The 20,653-nt window shown below is 60.8% G+C and carries 18 protein-coding genes; 13 read left to right on the top strand and 5 right to left on the bottom strand.

All coding sequences use genetic code 11. The features are described 5' to 3' along the window. The first annotated feature begins 235 nt into the window (after positions 1-235). The 6 genes from ACFC20_RS02610 to ACFC20_RS02585 all read left to right on the top strand — a co-directional run bounded on the left by ACFC20_RS02610 (position 236) and on the right by ACFC20_RS02585 (position 8,928). The gene (locus tag ACFC20_RS02610) at positions 236-1,288 is read left to right on the top strand and encodes a TRAP transporter substrate-binding protein (protein ID WP_375191629.1); all 1,053 of its coding nucleotides are present in this window, start codon (positions 236-238) and stop codon (positions 1,286-1,288) included. Between the two features lie 115 nt (positions 1,289-1,403). Further along, the gene (locus ACFC20_RS02605; protein WP_375191628.1) at positions 1,404-2,042 is read left to right on the top strand and encodes a TRAP transporter small permease subunit; all 639 of its coding nucleotides are present in this window, start codon (positions 1,404-1,406) and stop codon (positions 2,040-2,042) included. Further along, positions 2,042-3,406, top strand: coding sequence for a TRAP transporter large permease subunit (locus ACFC20_RS02600; protein WP_375191627.1), 1,365 nt, complete (start codon positions 2,042-2,044; stop codon positions 3,404-3,406). The genes ACFC20_RS02605 and ACFC20_RS02600 overlap by 1 nt, the downstream gene beginning before the upstream one ends. 11 nt (positions 3,407-3,417) lie before the next feature. After that, positions 3,418-4,197: a 3-hydroxybutyrate dehydrogenase gene (locus tag ACFC20_RS02595; protein WP_375191626.1), complete on the top strand. Its 780-nt coding sequence runs from the start codon at positions 3,418-3,420 to the stop codon at positions 4,195-4,197. A gap of 16 nt (positions 4,198-4,213) precedes the next feature. After that, on the top strand, positions 4,214-6,202 hold the full coding sequence (locus ACFC20_RS02590) for an acetoacetate--CoA ligase (RefSeq protein ID WP_375191625.1): 1,989 nt from the start codon (positions 4,214-4,216) through the stop codon (positions 6,200-6,202). A 482-nt stretch (positions 6,203-6,684) separates the two neighbouring features. Next, positions 6,685-8,928: an NADP-dependent isocitrate dehydrogenase gene (locus ACFC20_RS02585; RefSeq protein WP_375191624.1), complete on the top strand. Its 2,244-nt coding sequence runs from the start codon at positions 6,685-6,687 to the stop codon at positions 8,926-8,928. A gap of 90 nt (positions 8,929-9,018) precedes the next feature. Here ACFC20_RS02585 and ybaK read toward each other — a convergent pair whose 3' ends face one another. After that, positions 9,019-9,489, bottom strand: a complete 471-nt coding sequence (gene ybaK, locus ACFC20_RS02580) for a Cys-tRNA(Pro) deacylase (protein ID WP_375191623.1) — start codon at positions 9,487-9,489, stop codon at positions 9,019-9,021. 177 nt (positions 9,490-9,666) lie between these two features. Here ybaK and ACFC20_RS02575 point away from each other — a divergent pair, with 177 nt between their 5' ends. Next, positions 9,667-10,857, top strand: coding sequence for a GGDEF domain-containing protein (locus ACFC20_RS02575; protein WP_375191622.1), 1,191 nt, complete (start codon positions 9,667-9,669; stop codon positions 10,855-10,857). A 120-nt stretch (positions 10,858-10,977) separates the two neighbouring features. Beyond that, entirely contained in the window at positions 10,978-12,264 is a 1,287-nt protein-coding gene (locus ACFC20_RS02570; protein ID WP_375191621.1) for a serine hydrolase domain-containing protein, read from the top strand. A 10-nt stretch (positions 12,265-12,274) separates the two neighbouring features. On the opposite strand, the gene ACFC20_RS02565 is transcribed toward ACFC20_RS02570, so the two are convergent. Beyond that, entirely contained in the window at positions 12,275-12,619 is a 345-nt protein-coding gene (locus ACFC20_RS02565) for a hypothetical protein (protein ID WP_091989469.1), read from the bottom strand. Positions 12,620-12,816: 197 nt separating this feature from the next. Between ACFC20_RS02565 and ACFC20_RS02560 the strand changes: the two genes are divergently transcribed. Beyond that, complete coding sequence (locus tag ACFC20_RS02560) at positions 12,817-13,074, top strand: hypothetical protein (protein WP_375191620.1); 258 nt, start codon at positions 12,817-12,819, stop codon at positions 13,072-13,074. On the opposite strand, the gene ACFC20_RS02555 is transcribed toward ACFC20_RS02560, so the two are convergent. Further along, complete coding sequence (locus ACFC20_RS02555; RefSeq protein WP_375191619.1) at positions 13,071-14,141, bottom strand: hypothetical protein; 1,071 nt, start codon at positions 14,139-14,141, stop codon at positions 13,071-13,073. The genes ACFC20_RS02560 and ACFC20_RS02555 overlap by 4 nt on opposite strands. 201 nt (positions 14,142-14,342) lie before the next feature. Here ACFC20_RS02555 and ACFC20_RS02550 point away from each other — a divergent pair, with 201 nt between their 5' ends. The 3 genes from ACFC20_RS02550 to ACFC20_RS02540 are packed head-to-tail and all read left to right on the top strand — an operon-like array spanning position 14,343 to position 18,825. Then, entirely contained in the window at positions 14,343-17,810 is a 3,468-nt protein-coding gene (locus tag ACFC20_RS02550) for a response regulator (protein WP_375191637.1), read from the top strand. A 30-nt stretch (positions 17,811-17,840) separates the two neighbouring features. Further along, positions 17,841-18,398: a hypothetical protein gene (locus tag ACFC20_RS02545; RefSeq protein WP_375191618.1), complete on the top strand. Its 558-nt coding sequence runs from the start codon at positions 17,841-17,843 to the stop codon at positions 18,396-18,398. A 13-nt stretch (positions 18,399-18,411) separates the two neighbouring features. Then, positions 18,412-18,825: a response regulator gene (locus ACFC20_RS02540; protein ID WP_375191617.1), complete on the top strand. Its 414-nt coding sequence runs from the start codon at positions 18,412-18,414 to the stop codon at positions 18,823-18,825. A 33-nt stretch (positions 18,826-18,858) separates the two neighbouring features. Here ACFC20_RS02540 and ACFC20_RS02535 read toward each other — a convergent pair whose 3' ends face one another. After that, positions 18,859-19,131 carry a hypothetical protein gene (locus ACFC20_RS02535; protein ID WP_375191616.1) on the bottom strand — a complete coding sequence of 91 codons (273 nt, stop codon included), beginning with the start codon at positions 19,129-19,131 and terminating at the stop codon, positions 18,859-18,861. A 542-nt stretch (positions 19,132-19,673) separates the two neighbouring features. Here ACFC20_RS02535 and ACFC20_RS02530 point away from each other — a divergent pair. After that, the gene (locus ACFC20_RS02530) at positions 19,674-19,913 is read left to right on the top strand and encodes a hypothetical protein (RefSeq protein ID WP_375191615.1); all 240 of its coding nucleotides are present in this window, start codon (positions 19,674-19,676) and stop codon (positions 19,911-19,913) included. A 20-nt stretch (positions 19,914-19,933) separates the two neighbouring features. Here the strand turns inward: ACFC20_RS02530 and ACFC20_RS02525 are convergent, their stop codons facing one another. Then, the gene (locus ACFC20_RS02525) at positions 19,934-20,467 is read right to left on the bottom strand and encodes a hypothetical protein (RefSeq protein ID WP_375191614.1); all 534 of its coding nucleotides are present in this window, start codon (positions 20,465-20,467) and stop codon (positions 19,934-19,936) included. Between the last annotated feature and the right edge of the window lie 186 nt (positions 20,468-20,653).

Raw genomic sequence — 20,653 nt, 5'->3', positions numbered from 1 at the left:
CCTCTCCTGCTTGAATTCAACCCATTGTTTTTAAATAAAAAAGCTAATCTGGCACAGACCCTGCTGTCTCCGGGATGCAGGACGTCAGAAGAAGGCAGAGAACAAGACTGGCGCCAAACCGTTGGACCCAAACTAACCATGTCCGTCTGTTCCTGCGTTCTCTGGCTATACTCGAATAAGGTCCCGGGCTGAGATCACCGGGCCAGCTACAATAACAATGCTAGGAGACTTGCCAATGAAACTTCTCAAGGCTCTCACCGGAGTGGCCGGTGCGATCGCACTCACTACGGGTTCCGCGTTTGCAGAAGATCTGCGCTGGAAGATGCCGGTTGCTTTCGCAACCAACCTTCCAGGCCTCGGCTCCCCCTCCGCCTGGGTTGCCGACAACCTCACCACCGCCTCTGACGGCAGCATCCAGGTCCGCGTTTACGAGCCGGGCAAGCTGGTTCCGCCCTTCGATATTCTCCAGTCCGTCTCCGACGGCAAGGTGGCGGCCGGTTACACCTGGATTGGCTATGACCAGGGCAAGGTGCCTGCGATTCCCCTGTTTGCCGCCGTGCCCTTCGGCATGAAGCCTCCCGCCTACATCGGCTGGTATTACTTCGGTGGCGGCCATGAAATGCTTCAGGAGACCTACGCGAACAAGGGCTTCAACGTTCACGCCCAGCTGTGCGGCATCATCGGGCCGGAAACAGCAGGCTGGTATGCTGAGCCCATCGAAACCCTGGAAGACTACAAGGGCCTGAAGATCCGCTTCGCCGGCCTGGGCGGCAAGGTTCTGGAAAAACTGGGCGCTTCCGTCACCATGATGCCCGGCGGTGAGCTCTACCAGGCCCTGGAAAAAGGCACCATCGATGCCACCGAATTCTCCATGCCCGCCATCGACCAGATCCTGGGCTTCAACCAGGTGGTCAAGTACAACCTGTTCCCGGGCTGGCACCAGCAGTTCACCGCGCAGTACATGCTGATCAACAAGGATGAGTGGAACAAGGCGACAGCGGCGCAGAAGGCGCTGGTTGAAGCCTCCTGTACGGCTGCCACAACCCGTGGCCTGGCCGAGGGTGAGTACAAGAACGGCAAGGTTCTGGCCGAGTTCCAGGACAAAGGCGTTCAGGCTGACCAGATCCCGCGCGACGTTCTGCTCAAGCTGAAGCAGGTTACCCAGGAAGTGCTTGAAGAAGAAGCCGCCAAGGATGCCGACTTCAAGCGTGTTTACGAAAGCCAGCAGGAGTTCATGGACACCTACGAGGTGTGGGATACCCGCGCTTATGTCCCGGCGGACCTCTAAGGCACTGGGCTGACCCAGGCACCGGGGGCAACGCCGGTGCTTTCCTATCGAGTCTGGATGGCCCTGCGGGGCCATCCTTGTTTCACGGCAGGCTTTCTGAGCGAGGAACTGTTGTATGGCCGTATCTGATAAAGGCTCACCGCCCGACGTGCACCCGTCGGCGTCGGACGCCGGTCAATTCATTCATCATCACACGGAGTTTCCCACCACCCGCTTCAGCCAGTTTCTGGACGGCGTTATCTCGGCTATCGGCAAGAGTGCATCCTGGCTCTGGCTGGTGGTGACCGGTGTGATCATCTACGCCGTCATCGGTCGCTATGCCTTCGGCATGGGGTCGGTCACCCTGGAGGAAGTGCAGTGGCACCTGGCGGGCGCCGGCTGGCTGCTGGGCCTCGGTTACACCCTGGTGACCGATGATCACGTGCGGGTCGACGTGCTCCATGAGCGTCTGTCGCTGAAAGGCCAGGCGTGGGTGGAGCTTCTCGGTATCTTGTTGCTGCTGTTGCCGTTTCTCGTGCTGGCGGTCCAGGAAATGATCCCCTACGCCTACAGCTCGTGGGAGCAGGGTGAAACCAGTCAGGCGCCGGCCGGGCTGCCACACCGCTGGATTCTCAAGAGCATTCTGGCCCTCTCTTTCGTGCTCCTGATCATCGCCGCCCTGTCGCGGTTATTGAAAGTGACTGCCCTGCTGTTCGGCTTTCCCAGGCCGATTCCGATCAAGTCTGCTGATAACAAGAAAGAGGACGCGTCCTGATGGAGCTTGAAACCCTTTTCGTAATCGGCATGTTCCTCACCTTCGGGGCATTGCTGATGACCGGTTATCCGGTCGCATGGGTGTTGGGTGGTACCGCAGTCATCTGGACGGTTGTGGGTGTCATCGCTGTTGAAAATTTCGGCGCCAATCTGTGGTTCGACTATGCATCCTCTATGGGCCTGGTCCCCGAGCGGATATGGAACGTGGTCAACAGCGAAACCCTGGTGGCACTGCCCATGTTTATTTTCATGGGCATCATGCTTGATCAGTCCGGCGTTGCCGAGCGACTGATGAACAGCATGGTCAAGCTGTTTGGCGCAGTTCGAGGCGGTTACGCAGTGACCGTCATCGTGATCGGCGTTTTGTTGGCGGCTACCACTGGCATCATTGGTGCCTCGGTGGTCCTGTTGGGCATGCTGTCGCTGCCGGTCATGATGGAGAGCAAGTACAACAAGGAGTTTGCCGTGGGCACTGCCTGTGCCACGGGAACCCTCGGTATCCTGATTCCTCCCTCAATCATGCTGGTACTGATGGCCGATCGACTGGCGGTTCCCGAGGCCTCGGTAGGCGACCTGTTCATGGGGGCTTTCTTCCCCGGCTTGATGTTAGGCGCCATGTACGTGGCCTACGCCATCATCCGCCCCATGCTGCAGCCCCATATTGCGCCCGTGCCGGAGGGCACGGAGAAAGTCACCTGGGCCATTGTCTGGGAAGTGGCCAAGGCTGTGGTGCCCACGGCCGCATTGATTCTGGGGGTGCTGGGTTCCATTTTTGCCGGCATCGCCACGCCGACCGAGGCGTCAGGCGTGGGCGCCCTGGGTGCGTTGCTGTTGGCCCTGATGGCGCGACGACTGAACCTGAAGGTCCTGAATGCGTCCATGCAACAGACAACCCGCACGGCGGCTTTCATATTCGCCATTTTCCTGGGCGCGACGGCCTTCTCGGTAGTATTGAGGGGCCTGGGTGGTGACAGAGTCATCGAGGAAGCGCTGCTGGGGCTGCCGTTTGGTCCCTATGGCGTGGTGCTCACCATCCTGTTTGCCGTTTTCCTGCTGGGCTTCTTCCTCGACTGGGTGGAAATCACGCTGATCATCCTTCCCCTCGTTGCCCCGGTTGTGCAAAGCCTTGGGTTTGATCTTGTGTGGTTCACCATTCTGTTCGCCATGTGCCTGCAGACCTCCTTCCTGACGCCGCCGGTGGGCTTTGCCCTGTTCTACATCAAGGGCGTGGCGCCGCCCGAGATCAAGGTAACCGACATCTACCGCGGCGTGGTGCCGTTCATCATCATTCAGCTGGCAGCACTGGCTATCGTGTTCGTGGTACCGGAAATCGCGACCTGGCTGCCCAGCGTGGCTTACGATTAAGGAGAACAACAATGCGTCTGGAAAATCGGATTGCCCTGATTACCGGGGCCGGTCGTGGCATTGGTCGTGCCATTGCCGAGGCTTATGGTCGGGAGGGCGCCAAGGTCGCCGTGGCGGACCTGACCATGGCCGCGGCGCAGGACACAGTCGATGCCATCGAGCAGGCGGGTGGTACCGCCATGGCCCTGGAAATGGATGTCACCAACGAAGAAGCAGTTGACGTAAACGTAAACTATGTGGTTAAACAGTGGGGTGGTCTGGACATTGCCCTGGCCAATGCCGGCGTCCAGCATATCGACCCGGTGCACAAGCTTGCCTTCTCCGACTGGAGCAAGGTCATGAGCGTGCATCTGGACGGTGCCTTCCTGGTCACCCGGGCCGCTCTCAAGCACATGTATCAAAGTGGTGGCGGCACCATGTTGTACATGGGCTCGGTGCATTCCTTGGAAGCCTCACCGTTGAAGGCGCCCTACGTGGCCGCCAAGCACGGCATGCTCGGCCTGTGCCGGGCGGTGGCTAAGGAGGGGGCAGAACACGGCGTGCGGAGCAACATCATCTGCCCCGGGTTCGTGCGCACGCCCCTGGTGGACAAGCAGATCCCGGAACAGGCCAGGGAGCTGGGCATTTCCGAAGAGGAAGTGATCAGCAAAGTCATGCTCAAGAATACAGTGGACGGGGAATTCACGACCCTCGAAGACGTCGCCGAGCTCGCCGTTCACCTGGCGGCGTTTCCGTCCGCTGCCCTGACTGGCCAGTCCATTGTGGTCAGTCATGGCTGGCATATGCAGTAAACTTCAGGAGAGACGGATGAGTAATCAACAACAGTCACCGGTGGTCTGGTCGCCCTCGGAGGCCACCCTGACGCAATCCCGCATGGGCCGCTTCAAGGCCTGGCTGGAGCAGCAGGGATACGGCCCGTTTGCCGACTACCACGCCCTGCATCAGTGGTCGATCAGCGACCTCGACACCTTCTGGCAGAAGGTCTGGGACTACTGTGGCCTGGTTTGTGACACCCCTGCCCGGCAAGTGCTGGGCAAGCGGGAAATGCCGGGAGCCGAGTGGTTTCCCGGCATGAAGCTGAACTTTGCCGCCAACCTGCTGCGGCTGGCCGATGGCGACCACGCCAACCGCGAAGCGGTGGTGGCCTACTGCGAAACTCGGCCGGTCCTGCGCAAGACCTACGCTGAACTCAAAGCCGATGCCGGGGCCCTCGAGGCCTTCCTGCGCAGCAAGGGCATCCAGAAGGGCGACCGGGTGGCGGGTGTCGTCACCAACGGCTACGAAGCGCTTGTCGGCATGCTGGCGGCCACCAGCCTGGGCGCCATCTGGAGTTCCGCCTCGCCGGATTTCGGGATCGGCGCCATCAACGACCGCTTTGGCCAGATTGAGCCTTCGGCACTGATCGTGGTCAACGGCTATGGCTATGGCGGCAAGGTCTTCGCCCGCCAGAGCGACTTTGCCGAGCTGATTGCCGGCCTGCCGTCCCTGAAGACCGTGGTCAGTATCGCGCAGTTGCCCGATGACGCACCGGTCCCCGGTGACCTGGTCACCACCTGGGACGACGCCCTGGCAGCCGGCCACGGCCAGGCCCCCTCATTCACCCCGGTGGACCCGGACCACCCGGTGTACATCCTCTACTCCTCCGGCACCACCGGCAAACCCAAGTGCATTGTGCATGGCACCGCCGGCCTGCTGGTCAATCACGCCAAGGAACTGATGCTGCACGGCGACGTGGGCCCTGAAGACCGCTTCCTGTATTTCACCACCTGTGGCTGGATGATGTGGAACTGGCAGGCCTCCGCTCTGCTGACCGGTGCCGCCGTTATTACCGTCGACGGCTCCCCGGGCTATCCCAGCCTGAGTTTTCTCTGGGACACCGTGGCTGAAGAAAAGGTCACCCATTTTGGCACCAGCGCCCGCTTCATCGCCGGCTGTCGCAAGGCGGAACTGCAGCCAGCGAAAACGTTGGACCAGAGCGCTCTGCGCGTGGTGTTCTCCACCGGCTCGCCGCTGTTGCCGGAAGACTATGACTGGATCTACAGCGACGGCGCCCCGAATGCCCTGCTCGGCTCCATCGCCGGCGGCACCGACATCTGCGGCTGCTTTGTCGGCTCCACACCGCTGCTGCCGGTGCGCCGCGGCGAAATCCAGTGCCGGTTCCTGGGCGTGGATGCCGTCGCCTATGGCGAAGACGGCCAGCCGGTCAGCGAAGGCCGCGGGGAACTGGTGTGCCGCCAGCCGCTGCCCTCCATGCCGGTCAGCTTCTGGCAAGACCCGAATGGCGAGCGTTACCGAGACGCCTACTTCAACACCTTCCCGGGCGTCTGGGCCCACGGTGATTTCATCGAGTTTACCGAACTCGGCGGCGCCATCATCTACGGCCGCTCTGACGCCACCCTGAACCCGGGCGGCGTTCGCATCGGCACGGCGGAAATCTATCGTCAGGTGGAAACCGTCGCCGAGGTCAAAGACAGCCTTGTAGTGGGTCGCCAGATCGACGGCGACGTGGAAGTGGTGCTGCTGGTGGTGCCGGCCGACGGCCAGGCCATCACCGACGACCTGCTCAAGCAGCTCAAGACCCGCATCCGCGAAGGCGCAAGCCCCCGCCACGTGCCCCGGCACATCGTGCAGGTGAACGATATCCCGTACACCCGCAGCGGCAAAAAGGTGGAATTGGCCGTGGCCCGGTTAATCAACGGTTCGAAAAAGGCCGACAACCGGGATGCCCTGGGCAATCCGGAGGCACTGGATCATATCCGGGAGCGGTTGGCTGAGGCCGGGTTGTTGCCCGCTTGAAGGTCTGGAATGGGAGGGTAGTTGCCGGATTACGCGGACGGCTGATCCAGTCTACTCCGGTTTTGTCGACAAAATGCATCCGAAAGCAGCTGTGATTGAATGCGCGGAGGCATACCGAGAAGCCCGGTGAGCGGCAGAGGGACCCCTTTCCAAAACTGTGCGGAGCCAGGGATGGCGGAGCCCAAGCGTCACATGGATGTGCCGCAAGGAGCGTGTTTTGGAAAGGGGTTCCTCTGTCGCTCTACCCGAATGTCTGATGTTAGAAAGTTTCGTAAATTCCCGCCATTTCATCGTCTTGTAACCGAAGATCCGGCATTTTTAGTCCGTTCTTATACTAAGATCGTAACCAAAATTAACGAAAAAATGGTATCTTAGTAGGTCTATCAAAAGTTCCCAATCAGTCATTGCTCAGGTCGGACGTTCAAAAGACGTCAGACCCCGCCATGACCGTCCTGAACCCACCCATTAGCCTGAGGACGAAAATGACATCATCCAAAGCCAAGATTGTCTACACGCTGACCGACGAGGCCCCAGCCCTCGCGACTCGGTCACTTCTTCCCATCCTGGAAACCTACGCCAAGCCGGCTGGCATCGAGTTCGAGACCAGCGACATTTCTCTCGCGGCGCGTATTCTGGCGAACTTCCCGGATTACCTTGAGGAAGATCAGCGGGTTCCGGATGCCCTGGCCGAACTGGGCGAGTACACCAAAGATCCTGATGCCAACATCATCAAGCTTCCGAACATCTCTGCTTCCATTCCCCAGCTTCGTGCCGCCATCAAGGAGCTGAACAAGCAGGGCTACAAGGTGCCCGAGTACCTCGAGCATCCGAAAACCGACGAAGAGAAAGAAATCCAGTCCCGCTACGCCAAGGTCCTGGGCAGTGCCGTCAACCCGGTGCTGCGTGAGGGTAACTCCGACCGCCGGGCCCCTGCGGCCGTCAAGGCGTTTGCCCGCAAGTATCCTCATTCCATGGGTGAGTGGAGCCCGGCTTCCCGCACCCACGTGGCCCACATGCGCGGCGGCGATTTCTACTCCAGCGAGCAGTCCGTCACCCTCGACAAGGCCACCAATGCCCGCATCGTGTTCGAGAACAAGAAGGGCGAGCAGACCGTCCTGAAGTCCGACCTGCCGCTGCAGGACGGCGAAGTGCTCGACGGCATGTTCATGAGCAAGAAGGCCCTGGTGAAGTTCTTCGAGGACGCCATCGCCGACTGTGAGAACACCGGTGTGATGTTCTCGCTGCACGTGAAGGCCACCATGATGAAAATCTCCCACCCGATCGTGTTCGGTCACGCGGTGAAGGTTTTCTACAAGGACCTGTTCGATAAATACGGCGAGCTGTTTGACGAAATCGGCGTGAACCCGAACAACGGCCTGTCCAGTGTGGTCGAGAAGATCAAGCAGCTGCCGGAATCCAAGCAGGAAGAAATCCAGGAAGCCCTGCACGCCTGCTACGAGCACCGTCCGGAAATTGCCATGGTCGACTCGGTCAAGGGCATTACCAACCTGCACGTGCCCAGCGACGTGATCGTGGATGCCTCCATGCCGGCGATGATCCGTAACTCCGGCAAGATGTGGGCCCGGGACAACAAGCTCAAGGACACCAAGGCGGTGATGCCGGAGTCCACCTACGCCACCATCTACCAGGAAGTGATCAACTTCTGTAAGACCCACGGCGCCTTTGATCCCACCACCATGGGTACCGTGCCGAACGTGGGCCTGATGGCGCAGAAAGCCGAAGAGTACGGCTCCCACGACAAGACCTTTGAAATCAAGGAAGACGGTATTGTCCGCATCGTGGCCGAGGACGGCACCGTGCTGACCGAGCACAAGGTCGAGAAAGGCGACATCTGGCGCGCTTGCCAGACCAAGGACCTGCCGATCCGTGACTGGGTCAAGCTCGCGGTCAACCGTGCCCGCGCTACCGGCATGCCGGCGGTGTTCTGGCTCGACGACGAGCGTGCCCACGATGCCCAGCTGATCAAGAAGGTGGAAACCTACCTGAAAGACCACGACACCGAAGGCCTGGACATCCGCATCATGTCGCCGGTCCGCGCCATTCGCTGGACCATGGAGCGTCTGATCCGCGGCCTCGACACCATCTCCGTGACCGGCAACGTGCTGCGTGACTACCTCACCGACCTGTTCCCGATCCTGGAGCTGGGCACCAGCGCCAAGATGCTGTCCATCGTGCCGCTGCTCAACGGAGGCGGCCTCTACGAGACCGGCGCCGGCGGTTCCGCGCCCAAGCACGTGCAGCAGCTGATCCAGGAGAACCACCTGCGCTGGGATTCCCTGGGTGAGTTCCTGGCCACGGCCGTGTCCCTGGACGAGCTGGGCGAGAAGCAGAACAACGAGCGCGCCCGCCTGCTGGGCCAGACCCTGGACAAGGCCACCGAACGCCTGCTGGAGAACAACCAGTCCCCGTCCCGGGTCACCGGCGAGCTGGACAACCGGGGCTCTCACTTCCATCTGGCCCGTTACTGGGCGGAAGAGCTGGCCAAACAGGACGACGACAAGGATCTGAAGGAGTTCTTTGCCAAGCTGTCCAAGCAGCTGGAAGACAACAAGGACAAGATTCTGGAAGAGATGACCGTGGTCCAGGGCCATCCGGCGGATATCGGTGGCTATTACCACCCGCCGATGGAGAAAGTCTGCAAGGTGATGCAGCCGAGCGAGACGTTCAACAAGATTCTTTCGGATGCCCGCGCATCCGTGAAGTAATCTCTCGCCAACGCCGCCGGGTCACGTCCCGGCGGCGGGCAGGAAGACCGGACGGCCATGGCGGTTGTCCGGTTTTTTTGTGCCGCGGATCTACTCCTGATGGAGTGGAAAAAAGCCGCCGCCAACCAGACCCGCCAGGTCCCGGGGCGCCAGCTCGATTTCCAGGCCCCGACGCCCGGCGCTGACAAAAATGGTGTCGAAGTTCAGGGCCGAGTCATCGATAAAGGTTTTCAGCCTTTTTTTCTGTCCCAGGGGGCTGACACCGCCCAGCACGTAGCCGGTGGCGCGCTCCACCAACGCTTTATCCGCCATGGCGGCCTTCTTGCCCCCGGCGGCGCGGGCGATCAGCTTCATGCTCAGCAGTCCGGTAACCGGCACTATGCCAACCACCAGATCCTTGCCGTCGATGGCGACGACCAGGGTCTTGAAGACACGGGCCGGCTCCACGCCGGTTTTTTCTGCGGCCTCCAGGCCGTAGCTCTCGCTCGCCGGATCGTGCTCATACTCATGAATGGTGTGGTGAATGCCCGCCTTGCGGGCGGCATTGATACCGGGGGTCATGCCTGGCTCCTTGCAGGATGGAAACTGAAAATTAAAACAGGTGCGCCGTCCTTCAACAACATTTGGCAATTTGTTCCTCGACTTGGTGTGGCGTTATGACTATTTTTTGTACATCACCAACTTCCAAACACCGATGGCTGTGCGTTCATGGAGCCGTCCCGGCAAAACTCTCAGGGAATGACCAGATTGACCGATAACCAGACCCCCATCCGCAGGGCAACATGGGCGGCGCTGCTCTACTTGGTGGCGGGCCTGGCGTGGATTGCGTTTTCCGATCGTGCCGTCGAGGCCTGGTTTCCCGACCCGGAAACCCTCTCCCTGATCCAGACCTGGAAGGGCTTCTTTTTCGTGCTGGCCACCGGTGCGGTTCTGTTCGTGGTCCTGTTGCGTCAGCTGGTCAAGGATCGGTCGCTGCTGACCCTCCAGCACAAACAGCGTGAGGCACTGCGTAAACGTGAACGGCAGCTCCAGGTTCTCATGGACAACCTGCCGGGCATGGCGTATCGCTGCCGGTTCGATCCCCAGTGGACCATGCTGTTTGTGTCGCAAGGCTGTGCGCGGCTCACCGGCTACCAGCCGGAGGACCTGGTGGAGAACCGCCTGGTCAGTTACGCCAGCCTTATCAATGCCGAGGACAACGAGCAACTGGTCGCGGACGTACAGGCCGCCGTGGCCAGTGGTGAGTCCTTCTCGCTGGAATACGGCCTTACCCGCCGGGATGGCAGCCGGATCTGGGTCTGGGAACGGGGCCGGGGCGTGGAAGAGGACAATGGCACGGTGATCCTGGAAGGTATCGTGCTCGACATCTCCGACCGGAAGGCCCTGGAAAGTGAGCTGTCGGAACTGGCGACACGGGACCCGCTGACCGGGCTCTACAACCGCCGGGAATTGTCGCGCGTGATGGAAGAAGAGCTCGAGCGCGCCCGTCGCTATCAACGTCCGATGGCCCTGCTCTGGATCGATTTTGATCACTTCAAGGACATCAACGACACCTACGGCCACGCCGCCGGCGACTCGGTGCTCCGGTCAGTGAGCCGCCTGCTCGAGCGCAGTGTCCGGAGCGTGGATTCCATCGGCCGGTTTGGCGGTGAGGAGTTTGTCATCGTGCTGCCGGAGATGGATCTGGAAGAGGCCCGGGAGACCGCGGAGCGGCTCCGTAAGCGGGTGTCGTCCTCAGCCCAGCCCCTGGGTGACGGCCAGTCGGTACCCCTCACCATCAGTGTGGGGATTGCTGTTTATCCAGACCACGGTGTCTCGGTACCGGCCCTGTGCGCCGCCGCAGACAAGGCCATGTACCTGGCCAAGGATCGGGGTCGGAATTGCGTCGCCCTTGCCCACTTGCATCAACAGCTCAGAAACGCACCTTGATGCGGATACGCGGCCCGGTGGAAGCCCTGACACCCGTGTGCCTGTGATTCGGCCAATGCAGAGTTTGGCGGTAAGATGAAAGATAGGCTGAAAACATCCGTCCAATAAAAGGTCTTGCCCATGAATCGACTTGCCCGCTACGCACTACACACCTGCCGTGTGCCCGACGACCTCGAGGCCGTGACCTTCCGGGACACGGCCGGCGAGCATCCGGAGGCGGTGGGTATCAGTGGGCAAACGGTTGAGGCACTGTGGAGCAGCGTGCAGAGCCTGTACCGCACCGGTGTCCATCCGGGCATCCAGATCTCGATCCGCCACCGGGGAGAGCAGGTGCTGCACCGCGCCATTGGCCACGCCAGTGGCAATGGGCCCGACGACCCGGCCAATGCGGTCCCGGTGCCGATGACCACGGACACGCCCATCTGCTATTTCTCCGCATCCAAGGCGGTCACGGCGTTGCTCATGCACATGCTGGCGGAACAGGGCCTGGTCAATCTGATGGATCCGGTGTCCTACTATTGCCCGGAATTTGCCAGTAATGGCAAGCGCACCATCACCGTCCATCAGATACTGTCCCATCGAGGCGGTATCCCCGCCATTCCCCGGGAAACCCCGATCGATGTGCTCTGGAACCGCGATGAGATCTGGCGGCTGTTGTGCGCCGCGCGGCCGGTGGAGGTGGACGGTGCCAAGGTTGCCTACCACGCCATTACCGGCGGCTTCGTGCTCCAGCGGGTGCTGGAGAGCGTCACCGGCGACAGCATCGAGAACTATCTGGATCGCCACCTCCGCCAGCCCATGGGTATGAAGTGGTTTACCTATGGCATTGCCCCGGAGCATCTCGGCGACCTGGCCAGCAATTACGCCACGGGGCCCAGGCCGCGCTTTCCGGTATCCTGGGTGGTTAATCGGGCCCTTGGCGGCGACATTCGCACCGTGGAAGCAGTGACCAACGATCCCCGGTTCCAGGAGGCGGTCATCCCGGCCGGAAACCTGTGCGGGACTGCCGAGGAAATGGGCCGGTTCTTCCAGATGATGCTCAACGGCGGGGTCTGGAACGGTCGACGAGTATGCAGCGAGATCACCGTGCGACGGGCCATCCAGCAGTTCGGGTCCCTGCAGATTGATCGCACCATGATGATCCCCATGCGCTTCAGCGCGGGCATGATGCTCGGCGGTAACCCGGTGGGCCTATGGGGCCCGCAGAGCCGGTTCGCCTTCGGCCATGTCGGGCTGATCAACAAACTGTGCTGGGCAGATGCAGCCCGGGACATCTCGGTCAGCCTGCTCAACACCGGCTTTCCGATTGTTGGGCACCATTTGCCGGCGCTGGCGAAATTTGTCTACACCGTGGGCAAACAGTTTCCCCTGATTCCGGAACACCAGCGCCCCCTGGTGGCCGCCTGAGAGGGGCGGCTCACAGGGTTCGCAGCTGGGCCTCCAGAATGCCCAGCACCGACGACAGGATGTCGCGGAAATCGGTCAGGGTCTGGGTCCGCTGGATAACGTCCTCGCGGTTTTCATCGAGCCGCTCCAGTTTCGGAACCACGCGGCGTATGCCTTCGGTGATCACCTCATAGGGGTAGTGGTGATCCTGGATGCTCAGTTTGTTGATCTCCGCCACTTCCTGGCTAAAGATGCTGATGATGTCGTACAGCATGTCCTTGTGGTGAATGCTACTGGCCTCCCAGTAGGCGTCGTCGAGCAGTTCCAGCAGCGACGAATATTCACGGAGCGTATCCGCCACGGAGGTCTGGGTCATGGGAGCTCCTGTCTGGTAAAAAATTGGATCCAGACGGAACTATAGCAGGGCTGCGAACGTGTGGATTACAGAAAGACCGGTACCGGCGCAGAAATAAAAGTGAAACTCTATTCATTTTTATTGCAGTCTGTCAGGCAGTTGTGCAGACTGGCGAAACGGGAAAGGGATCTATCACGACTCAATGGACGAGAAGCCGAATGGACAAGCCCCAAGCACCCCCCCAGCCAGAACAGCCTGGCGCACATCGCGAAGTCAAGCTGGACCACCACGACAGCGTTCGCCATCACGTACACCAGCAGGTCCGCTCCGAGGTTGAACGCCTGGAACGCCGTATCGAGACCCTGCGTCTGGTCAAGTCCCCGCACGCGGCGATCATGATCTCCACCTACGAACGGTTGATCGACCGGAAGAAAGGCTTCCTGCAGAACTGGGATCTTAACGGCGGTGCCGACTAGCGTCCGGTGACGGCAACGGTGGCCCAGTCTGTTACCGCATCGGCGTCTTCCTGGTTGGTGCAGTTATCAGGGTTGGCGATGGTGTCCTGGTCGTCCGAAGAGTTAGGGTCGTCGATGCGGGCCGGCTCCCCGTCCGAGGCGAATATCCGTACCCGCTCCATGTTGTAGTCCAGTTCCACCCTCAGGCAGTCCGGGCTGTTGTCTGCCCCGCTGTAGCCCGGGTAGCGGTCAAGACCGATCACCTCTGCGTCTCCGCTCTTGATAAACAGGGTGTCGGTATTATCGGCAATGAAATCCTGCCGCAATTCAATACTGCCGAAACTGCGGCTCAGGTAATCCGCCGTGGCAAATTCCGCCGGGCTGTAGCCCAGCTCCACAAACTGGTTGGCGGCGAACCGGCTACCGGCCAGCACGCTCAGCAGTTCCGGCTGCTCGGCTTTCTGCTCTTCGGGAACGCTGCGGCTGACGTACTGGATGGTGCGGTATACCTTGTTGTCCAGGTCCGAGCCTTCTGGTCCTTCGGGCAGGTACCGCCAGTCCAGGGTCGGGTAGATCCAGAGCTGGTCGTTGAGGGGCTGGTTCGCCAGCGCGGCGTTCTGGTCGGTGAAGCGGATCTGGGCACCGTTGCCGCGGGTGTTGTAGGTGCCCCCGGCGCCGTCGGCAATCCGCTGGCGAATGTAGCGTTTGCCTTCCTGGAAATTGGTCACTTCGCCGGAGGCCAGCACCTGGTTCATCAGATCCAGCGGGTTGCGCACCCGAACGTAGCTGGCGCCAGATTCGCTGGGCGTGGCCCCGATGAAGATGTCGATATGGCGGCGGATTTCCCGTGCGGTCTCACGGTCGTCGGCGTTGTCGTCGGCTGGCTCTATACCCCGGTAGAAATGCCAGAAGCGGGTGTTGGCCAGGTTGTCTGGCGCGGTGTCGGTGTTTTCCAGGTCGAAACTGGAAAAGGTGAGGTCCACATCGGTGGCGGGATTGAATGCGGATGGCCCCGTATCCTCGAGACCGCATCCGCTCAGAGCAACCAGGGAGGCGTAAACAGCGGCGAACGTGCAGGAATGTCTCATTTCGTAAGGCCCCGGGATGCGAAAACAGGTGTAACAGGCTAAAGTGATCTCCGGGGCTGGAATCCTGTTCTCGGCCACCGGTGGCTTGAGAGAGTAAAATAAAAAACCGCCATCTACCCTCGCGGAGATCACATTTTGCGGCAACGGTTTGAGTGGGCACCCACGGCGGCCAGCCACTGGCTGCTGGCCCTTGTGCTCCTGATGACGACACTGGCGCCCATCCCGGCGGGCGCCGCCGACACCTGTCGCGAGGGCGAGGTGGTGCTGGACGACGGGGTCGGGAGCATCCGCAATCTGGGGGGATGCATCTGGTATCTGGAGGATCCGGCTCAGACCCTGACCCTCGATGAGGTGCGCAGTCTGGGCGAGCAGGCATTTACCCTTCACCAGGGTGGGGTGCTCAATTTCGGATACACGGAATCCGCTTACTGGGTGCGCGTGGATCTGAGGGCTGCCAATGGCCTCGACCAGCACGACTGGATTCTGGAGCTGGCCCTGCCCCTGGTTGACGAAGTGGCGCTGTACATGGTGCGGGATAGCAGCCTGGTTGAGGTTCGCCGCGCCGGTTACGAGGACAACTGGGCCGACCGCGATCTGGCGGTGCCCAACCCCACGTTCCGGCTGGACGTCTCGCCCGGAACGCTGAACCGGCTCTACTTGCGCGTCACCAACACCAATACCTTCCGTCTTCCCATCAGTCTCTGGCATCCAGACAGCTACATCGAAAAAGTATCCGTGGACGAACTGGTGCGCGGCATCCTCCTGGGCGCCGTGCTGGCCATCCTGGCCTACAACCTGTTTGTGGCGGTGTCGGTTCGTGAGCGCAGCAACATCTACTACGTGCTCTATCTGGTGTCGGCAACCGTGTTCATCTTCACCGAGCAGGTCCATGGCATCCAGTTGCTGGAGAACCGACCCGCCCTGTTCGACAAACAATACCTGCATTTCCAGATCATCCTGACCTGGTTCTGGGGCCTGTTGATGGCGAGGTCGCTGCTGGAAACCCGGGAGCGTTCCAACGATCTGGACCAGGTGATCCGCCTGTGCCTGTATTCGGTGGTGGTCACCTTCGTGCTCTCCCTGTTCCTGCCTTATCACGTGGCCATGGAGTGGATCGTCGTTGGTTCCATTCTGCTCAGTATGATCATGATCGTTGTCAGCTACCTGTCCTGGCGGTACTACAATCCGGCGGCCCGATCCTACTTTTTTGCCTGGACCCTGGCTCTGGTGGGCTTTGGTATTTACGCGCTTACGGTGATGGGCGTGCTGCCACTGAACACATTCACCAACTATTCACCGCAGTTCGGTCTGACCGGACAGATCATCCTGTTCTCCTTTGCTCTGGCCGACCGGATCAAGCAGGTGCAGGCTGAAGCCCTGGGCTGGAGCCAGCGGGCCCTGTCGAACCTGCAGCGCTACCAGTCCCTTTTCGACAACGCCATCGAAGGGGTGTTCCAGATGTCCCCCGAGCGTCGTTTTGTCACGGCCAATCCGGCCATGGCACGACTGCTCGGTTATAGCAGTAGCGGCGAGCTGCTCCGGCATAATCCCGATGTGCTGGAAACCTGCATTGCCGACGAGCGCCTACGCCGGCTGGTGGTGGAGCAACTGGAAGCCCGGGGAACCGTCAAGGGCATTGAGGCCCGTTACCGCACCCGCAGCGGCGACGAGCGCTGGGCCACCATCTCCCTGCACACGGTGTACGACGCCGACGGCGAGCCGACCCATCTGGAAGGCACCTGCATCGATGCCACCGAGAGCCACAACCGGCAGAAGATCGAGCGTGAGCGTGAACAGGAGCGGTTGGAGAAGGAGCTGGCCCGCAACTCGGCCGAGGCCAAGAGTCAGTTCCTGGCCAATATGAGCCACGAGATCCGGACGCCGCTGGCGGCGATCATCGGCTACGGTGAAACCCTGCTGGACACGGATCTGACCGAACCGGAAAAGCGCAGCAGCGCCGAAACGGTGGTGCGAAGTGGTCGCCACCTGCTGGACCTGGTCAACGACATCCTCGACCACTCCAAGATCGACGCCAACAAACTGGACGTGGACATCGTCTCGGTCAACCTGCCGGAACTGCTGGACGAGATCCGCGCCTTCTTCGCCCCGAGGGCCCGGGAGAAGGGGCTGGATTTCAGCATTGTCTGCGAGTATCCGCTGCCGGAACGGATTCAGACCGATCCCACGCGATTACGACAGATTATTATCAATCTGTGCGGAAATGCCCTGAAATTCACTGAAAAAGGGTCGATCTCCCTGGCTGTGCGATGCGATCGTGACCAGCAGCGGCTGGTGGCCCGGGTAGTGGACACGGGCATCGGGATGAAGCCCGAACAGCTGCAGAGGCTGTTCGACCCCTTCGCCCAGGGCAGCGCCGCCATTTCCCGCCAGTATGGCGGCACCGGCCTGGGCCTGAGCATTTCGCGACGGCTGGCGGAACTGCTGGGTGGCAGTATCCGGGTCGACAGCACCTACGGCGAGGGCAGCGAGTTCGAGCTTTCGATCCGGACCGGTGCTCTGGACGGCGTGCACTTCCTGCGCGACGCGTCGGAGTTGAGCCAGCGGCGGCGTGCCATTCCCATGGTGGTGGCGCCGGCGCTGTCCGGCCGAATCCTCTGTGCCGAGGACAACGAGGTGAATCGGCGCCTGGTTTCCCTGCTGGTGGCCCGCACCGGCGCGGAACTGGTGCACGCGAGCAATGGTGCCGAAGCCCTCGAGCTGGCCATTCGTGAGCGTTTCGACCTGATCCTGATGGATATCCAGATGCCGGTTATGAATGGCCGGGATGCGACCGCGGCGCTGCGCGAGGCCGGCGTGAACACGCCGGTGATTGCTCTCACCGCCAATGTGATGTCGGAGGACATTGCCGATTACCGTCTGGCCGGCTGCAATGAACACCTGGCCAAGCCGATTGATAAACAGCGCTTCTACGAGACCCTGGCAAGGTACCTGACGGTCAGCCCCGAGAGCCCCTCAGCGGCGCCCAAGCGTTACCAGGGCAGGGTTCTGGTGGCCGAGGACAATGACGATAACCGGCAGCTGGTGGAACGCATGCTTCGCCGGCAGGGCCTGGAAGTGGTCTCGGTTACCAGCGGCGAGGAGGCGGTTCGAACGGCCCTCTCGGATACCGTGCATCTGGTGCTCATGGACCGGCATATGCCGGGCATGGACGGCGTTGCCGCCACCGGGTTGTTGCGCCAGGCGGGTTTTCGGCGGCCCGTCATCGCCTTTACCGCAGGTGACCAGCAGGAGATCGATGCCCTGCTGGAGGCCGGTTGTGACGGTGTATTGAACAAGCCGATCGACCAGGCCCATCTCACCTCGTTGCTCGATCGTCTGTTGGGTGCCATGCTGGATGCGTCGGACGCCAGCGACGAAGACGCGGAAATTGCGGACCTGATCGCCCGTTTTCTGGACGGTCTCTCGGAGCGCCGTGCCACCATGGAACGGGCGCTGGCCCGGGGTGACCGGAACACCCTGAAAACCGAGGCCCACCAGATCAAGGGTACAGCCGGCGCCATGGGCTATCCGCTGATGACCCGCCAGGCGGGCCAGCTTGAAGGGCTGTTGAAAGCCACCGAGCCAGACTGGGACCGGGTTCGCAGCGAACTTGCCGGACTTGGTGAAATGATAGACCGTGCCCTGGCGGCGGCCGAGACCCGAAACTGACAGGCGCCAGGAAAACCAAGGAACCAGCCCATGAGTGATCTGCCGGAACGTAAAGAACACCAGTCCCTGAGCATGATGTACGGAACCTACGCGGACATCCTGTTCGTGCTTTTCCCGTTCCTGGTGATCGGGATGCAGCGCCTGTGGGAAGGACGTCTCTACGAGGCCCTGTTGCGACCGGACCTGAGCATCGCGGCGGCCATTCTCGCCGGCTTGGCCATCGGCAAGTTTGTTCTGGGACTGGTCACCAATCGTGATCTGGGCCGATACAAGGAACGGATTGTTTTCTTCATTGCCCTCACCCTGTTCCTGGTGCTGGGCCCGGCCATTATTCTGATCCTCAGTATTCTGGGAAGCACGGACGTGCCGGGATTTGTCACCTTCGTCCAGCCGGTCCTGCTGATCATTGCCATCTCCCTCTATACCACGGCCGTGAGTATCAGTAATCTGCTGACTCGCTTCGGTGATCATGCCACCGCTGCCGACTCCGACGAGCCAGAGTCCGAGCGAGATCAGACGAATGCAGGCCGGAATCGCCCGGTGCCGCTCGACCTGCCGCGCCGCACGGGCAATGACCCAACAGTTTGACAGGAGTGACTCAATGACAGATTTGAGTGTACTGGTTGTGGAAGACGAACCGTTGATGCGGGAGCGGCTGGTGAGGATGCTTTATGAGGCCGGCGCCACCCAGGTGAAGGAATGCGTGGATGCGGCTTCGGCCAGGGTGGCTTTTGCTGCCGGTGAATACCACATTATTCTGCTGGATCTGGGTCTTCCGGACGGTGATGGTCATGAGTTGATGGGGGAATTCAAGGCTGCCCGGGAACAGCAGCACATCGTGCTGGTGACGGCCGACGATTCCATCGAAAGTATCCAGCGGGCGATCAGTGCCGGCGCCAACGGCTATGTGGTGAAACCCTATTCCCAGGAGAAAATTCACGATGTGGTCAACAATTACGCCATGGTGCACGGCGGAGACATGGCGCTGATGCAGGGCCTGAACCGGCGCCACTGACCGGTTCAGACTCTTGATGCCTGAGCGAAAGCGTCAGGCGACCTGTTTGGCAATCCAGGAGTTGTAACGGGTGGCCAGGGCCCGGACATACCGCGCTTCCGAGTCGTTCAGGTTGCCCAGTACCCCTTTGAAAATCCAGCCCCGCTCGTACACGCCCAGCACCCGCTGCTCGTCATCCAAATTGACGCGTTGATTGAGTTTCTTGCAGATCGCATCCAGCAGCGGCAGCTTTTCCGGACGCTTGATCGGGCCCTGGCGGTTGGTCATGGGCTGGTTCGCTGCGCGAGTGGTCGGATGTCTTCTCATGATGTTCTCCTTGTCGTTTTGCGGCTGCAAAAACAAAAACCCCGGAGCCGAAGGCAACCGGGGTTTCGCGGAGAAGCTGGCCCGGTCGCTGCGAAGGCTCCCGGGACTGACCGAAAGCCGTTAGATGTCTTTCACCATGGCACGAACAGACTGCGCTGCGCGGCGGCCTGCTGTGGCGTAAACAATGCTCTGTGGAATCATTCTGGTCATATCGGCTCTGGTGTTTCGGTTCGACTCTCAGTGTATAGGCTCTCTGACCTTTTGCAATAGGCCGCGCTCTTCGGCAATCCCCTACAGACGGTGTTCGGACGGCTTGCCATAATTTGCAGCGTCACGTGTTTTACGTTGTGCAATCCCGACTGCCTGCCGCGCCAGGCAGTTGATGGATCTCTCCTTTCTACGCAGCCCATTGGGCTGCGTTTTTTTTGCGTAGTGGAAACCTCGTAGCCGGTACTTCGTACTGCGTTCCGGCTCTGTTCGGGCGATAATTCGCACCCTAAGCATTTTTAAATCGCCAAGCTCAGAGGTTGAAACCGAACATCATGTCCGAAGACCCCGGATTAGCACGCAGAAAATTTCATTCCCATGCCCTCGTCGAAGTTGCCCTGGTATTAGCCCTGGGCGTGTACCTGCTGATTGCCCGGGAGCAGGTCGTCGGCGAAAACCTGGCGTTTACCGTGATTGGCGCGGGATTGATGGCCCTGGTGAGCTACTGGACGCTCAACACCCTGCGGGATGGTCTGGAAGTGCTCGCCCTGCGGGTGCGGCGCGCCCGGCATTGAGAGGCTGCGCTGGATGCAGGTCAGGCCTGACGGTCCTGACCTGCCACTGACGCGACGGATTCCCCCTCGATGGTCATCCGCTCCCAGGTTTTGTGCAGGATCAGGGCGTCATTGGCTGCGCGGTGTACCGGCAAGCCCAGCTCGCCGATGACCTGTTGACGCATGGCCGACCATTGCCGGACCTGGCGTGCGTTGAGTAACACCGAGATGGATTCCAGCTGGAACTGAGGGCGAATGCGGGCCGCCCGGAACAGTCGGTGCAGCCAGAAGCTGTCAAACGTCCAGGCGTCGCAGAACACCTGGTCGGGCAGCAGCTCATTGAGCGCCTGCGCGACTTCGCTGACCGGCGTGCCCTCTGCCTCAAGAGTTTCCCGGGTAATGCCGTGGATCTGTTCGGCACTGTCCGACCAGTCCTGCCAAAGCACGTGGGGGCAGATCAGCCAGCTGTGCAGGGTTCCGTCCGGCATGCAGATGCCTACCTCAATCGGATAGCTCGCGATCAGGTCGAGGCTGGAGGCCTCGAAGTCGATGAATGCCGGGCGTGTCGTGGTCATGGCGCCAGTGTAGTTGATCCGTTGTTTTTTAGCCGAGTTTACCCGCCCCGAACCCGAGACGCGAACCGAACCTGTGCGTGCACTGTTACAATATGTCCACTCGATGTAAAAGCCCGATGACAGCGTCCGACACGGGACGCGACAGTAAACCACCCAGAACCCAAGCGCACCATACGGGGAGCCCGA

Origin of the sequence: Marinobacter sp. (assembly GCF_041984545.1) — a bacterium.
Lineage (GTDB): Bacteria > Pseudomonadota > Gammaproteobacteria > Pseudomonadales > Oleiphilaceae > Marinobacter.
The sequence above is the reverse complement of the archived record's forward strand: the minus strand, read 5'-3'. Positions and strand labels throughout refer to the sequence as shown.

What these genes read in the sequence shown, in the direction of transcription:
- ACFC20_RS02605 (WP_375191628.1), top strand. Translation starts at nt 1,404, where the DNA reads ATGGCCGTATCTGATAAAGGCTCACCGCCCGACGTGCACCCGTCGGCG.
- ACFC20_RS02525 (WP_375191614.1), bottom strand. Translation starts at nt 20,467, where the DNA reads ATGACCACGACACGCCCGGCATTCATCGACTTCGAGGCCTCCAGCCTC.
- ACFC20_RS02570 (WP_375191621.1), top strand. Translation starts at nt 10,978, where the DNA reads ATGAATCGACTTGCCCGCTACGCACTACACACCTGCCGTGTGCCCGAC.
- ACFC20_RS02575 (WP_375191622.1), top strand. Translation starts at nt 9,667, where the DNA reads ATGACCAGATTGACCGATAACCAGACCCCCATCCGCAGGGCAACATGG.
- ACFC20_RS02595 (WP_375191626.1), top strand. Translation starts at nt 3,418, where the DNA reads ATGCGTCTGGAAAATCGGATTGCCCTGATTACCGGGGCCGGTCGTGGC.
- ACFC20_RS02590 (WP_375191625.1), top strand. Translation starts at nt 4,214, where the DNA reads ATGAGTAATCAACAACAGTCACCGGTGGTCTGGTCGCCCTCGGAGGCC.
- ACFC20_RS02600 (WP_375191627.1), top strand. Translation starts at nt 2,042, where the DNA reads ATGGAGCTTGAAACCCTTTTCGTAATCGGCATGTTCCTCACCTTCGGG.
- ACFC20_RS02585 (WP_375191624.1), top strand. Translation starts at nt 6,685, where the DNA reads ATGACATCATCCAAAGCCAAGATTGTCTACACGCTGACCGACGAGGCC.
- ACFC20_RS02535 (WP_375191616.1), bottom strand. Translation starts at nt 19,131, where the DNA reads ATGAGAAGACATCCGACCACTCGCGCAGCGAACCAGCCCATGACCAAC.
- ACFC20_RS02550 (WP_375191637.1), top strand. Translation starts at nt 14,343, where the DNA reads ATGACGACACTGGCGCCCATCCCGGCGGGCGCCGCCGACACCTGTCGC.
- ACFC20_RS02610 (WP_375191629.1), top strand. Translation starts at nt 236, where the DNA reads ATGAAACTTCTCAAGGCTCTCACCGGAGTGGCCGGTGCGATCGCACTC.
- ACFC20_RS02530 (WP_375191615.1), top strand. Translation starts at nt 19,674, where the DNA reads ATGTCCGAAGACCCCGGATTAGCACGCAGAAAATTTCATTCCCATGCC.
- ybaK (WP_375191623.1), bottom strand. Translation starts at nt 9,489, where the DNA reads ATGACCCCCGGTATCAATGCCGCCCGCAAGGCGGGCATTCACCACACC.
- ACFC20_RS02560 (WP_375191620.1), top strand. Translation starts at nt 12,817, where the DNA reads ATGGACAAGCCCCAAGCACCCCCCCAGCCAGAACAGCCTGGCGCACAT.
- ACFC20_RS02545 (WP_375191618.1), top strand. Translation starts at nt 17,841, where the DNA reads ATGAGTGATCTGCCGGAACGTAAAGAACACCAGTCCCTGAGCATGATG.
- ACFC20_RS02540 (WP_375191617.1), top strand. Translation starts at nt 18,412, where the DNA reads ATGACAGATTTGAGTGTACTGGTTGTGGAAGACGAACCGTTGATGCGG.
- ACFC20_RS02565 (WP_091989469.1), bottom strand. Translation starts at nt 12,619, where the DNA reads ATGACCCAGACCTCCGTGGCGGATACGCTCCGTGAATATTCGTCGCTG.
- ACFC20_RS02555 (WP_375191619.1), bottom strand. Translation starts at nt 14,141, where the DNA reads ATGAGACATTCCTGCACGTTCGCCGCTGTTTACGCCTCCCTGGTTGCT.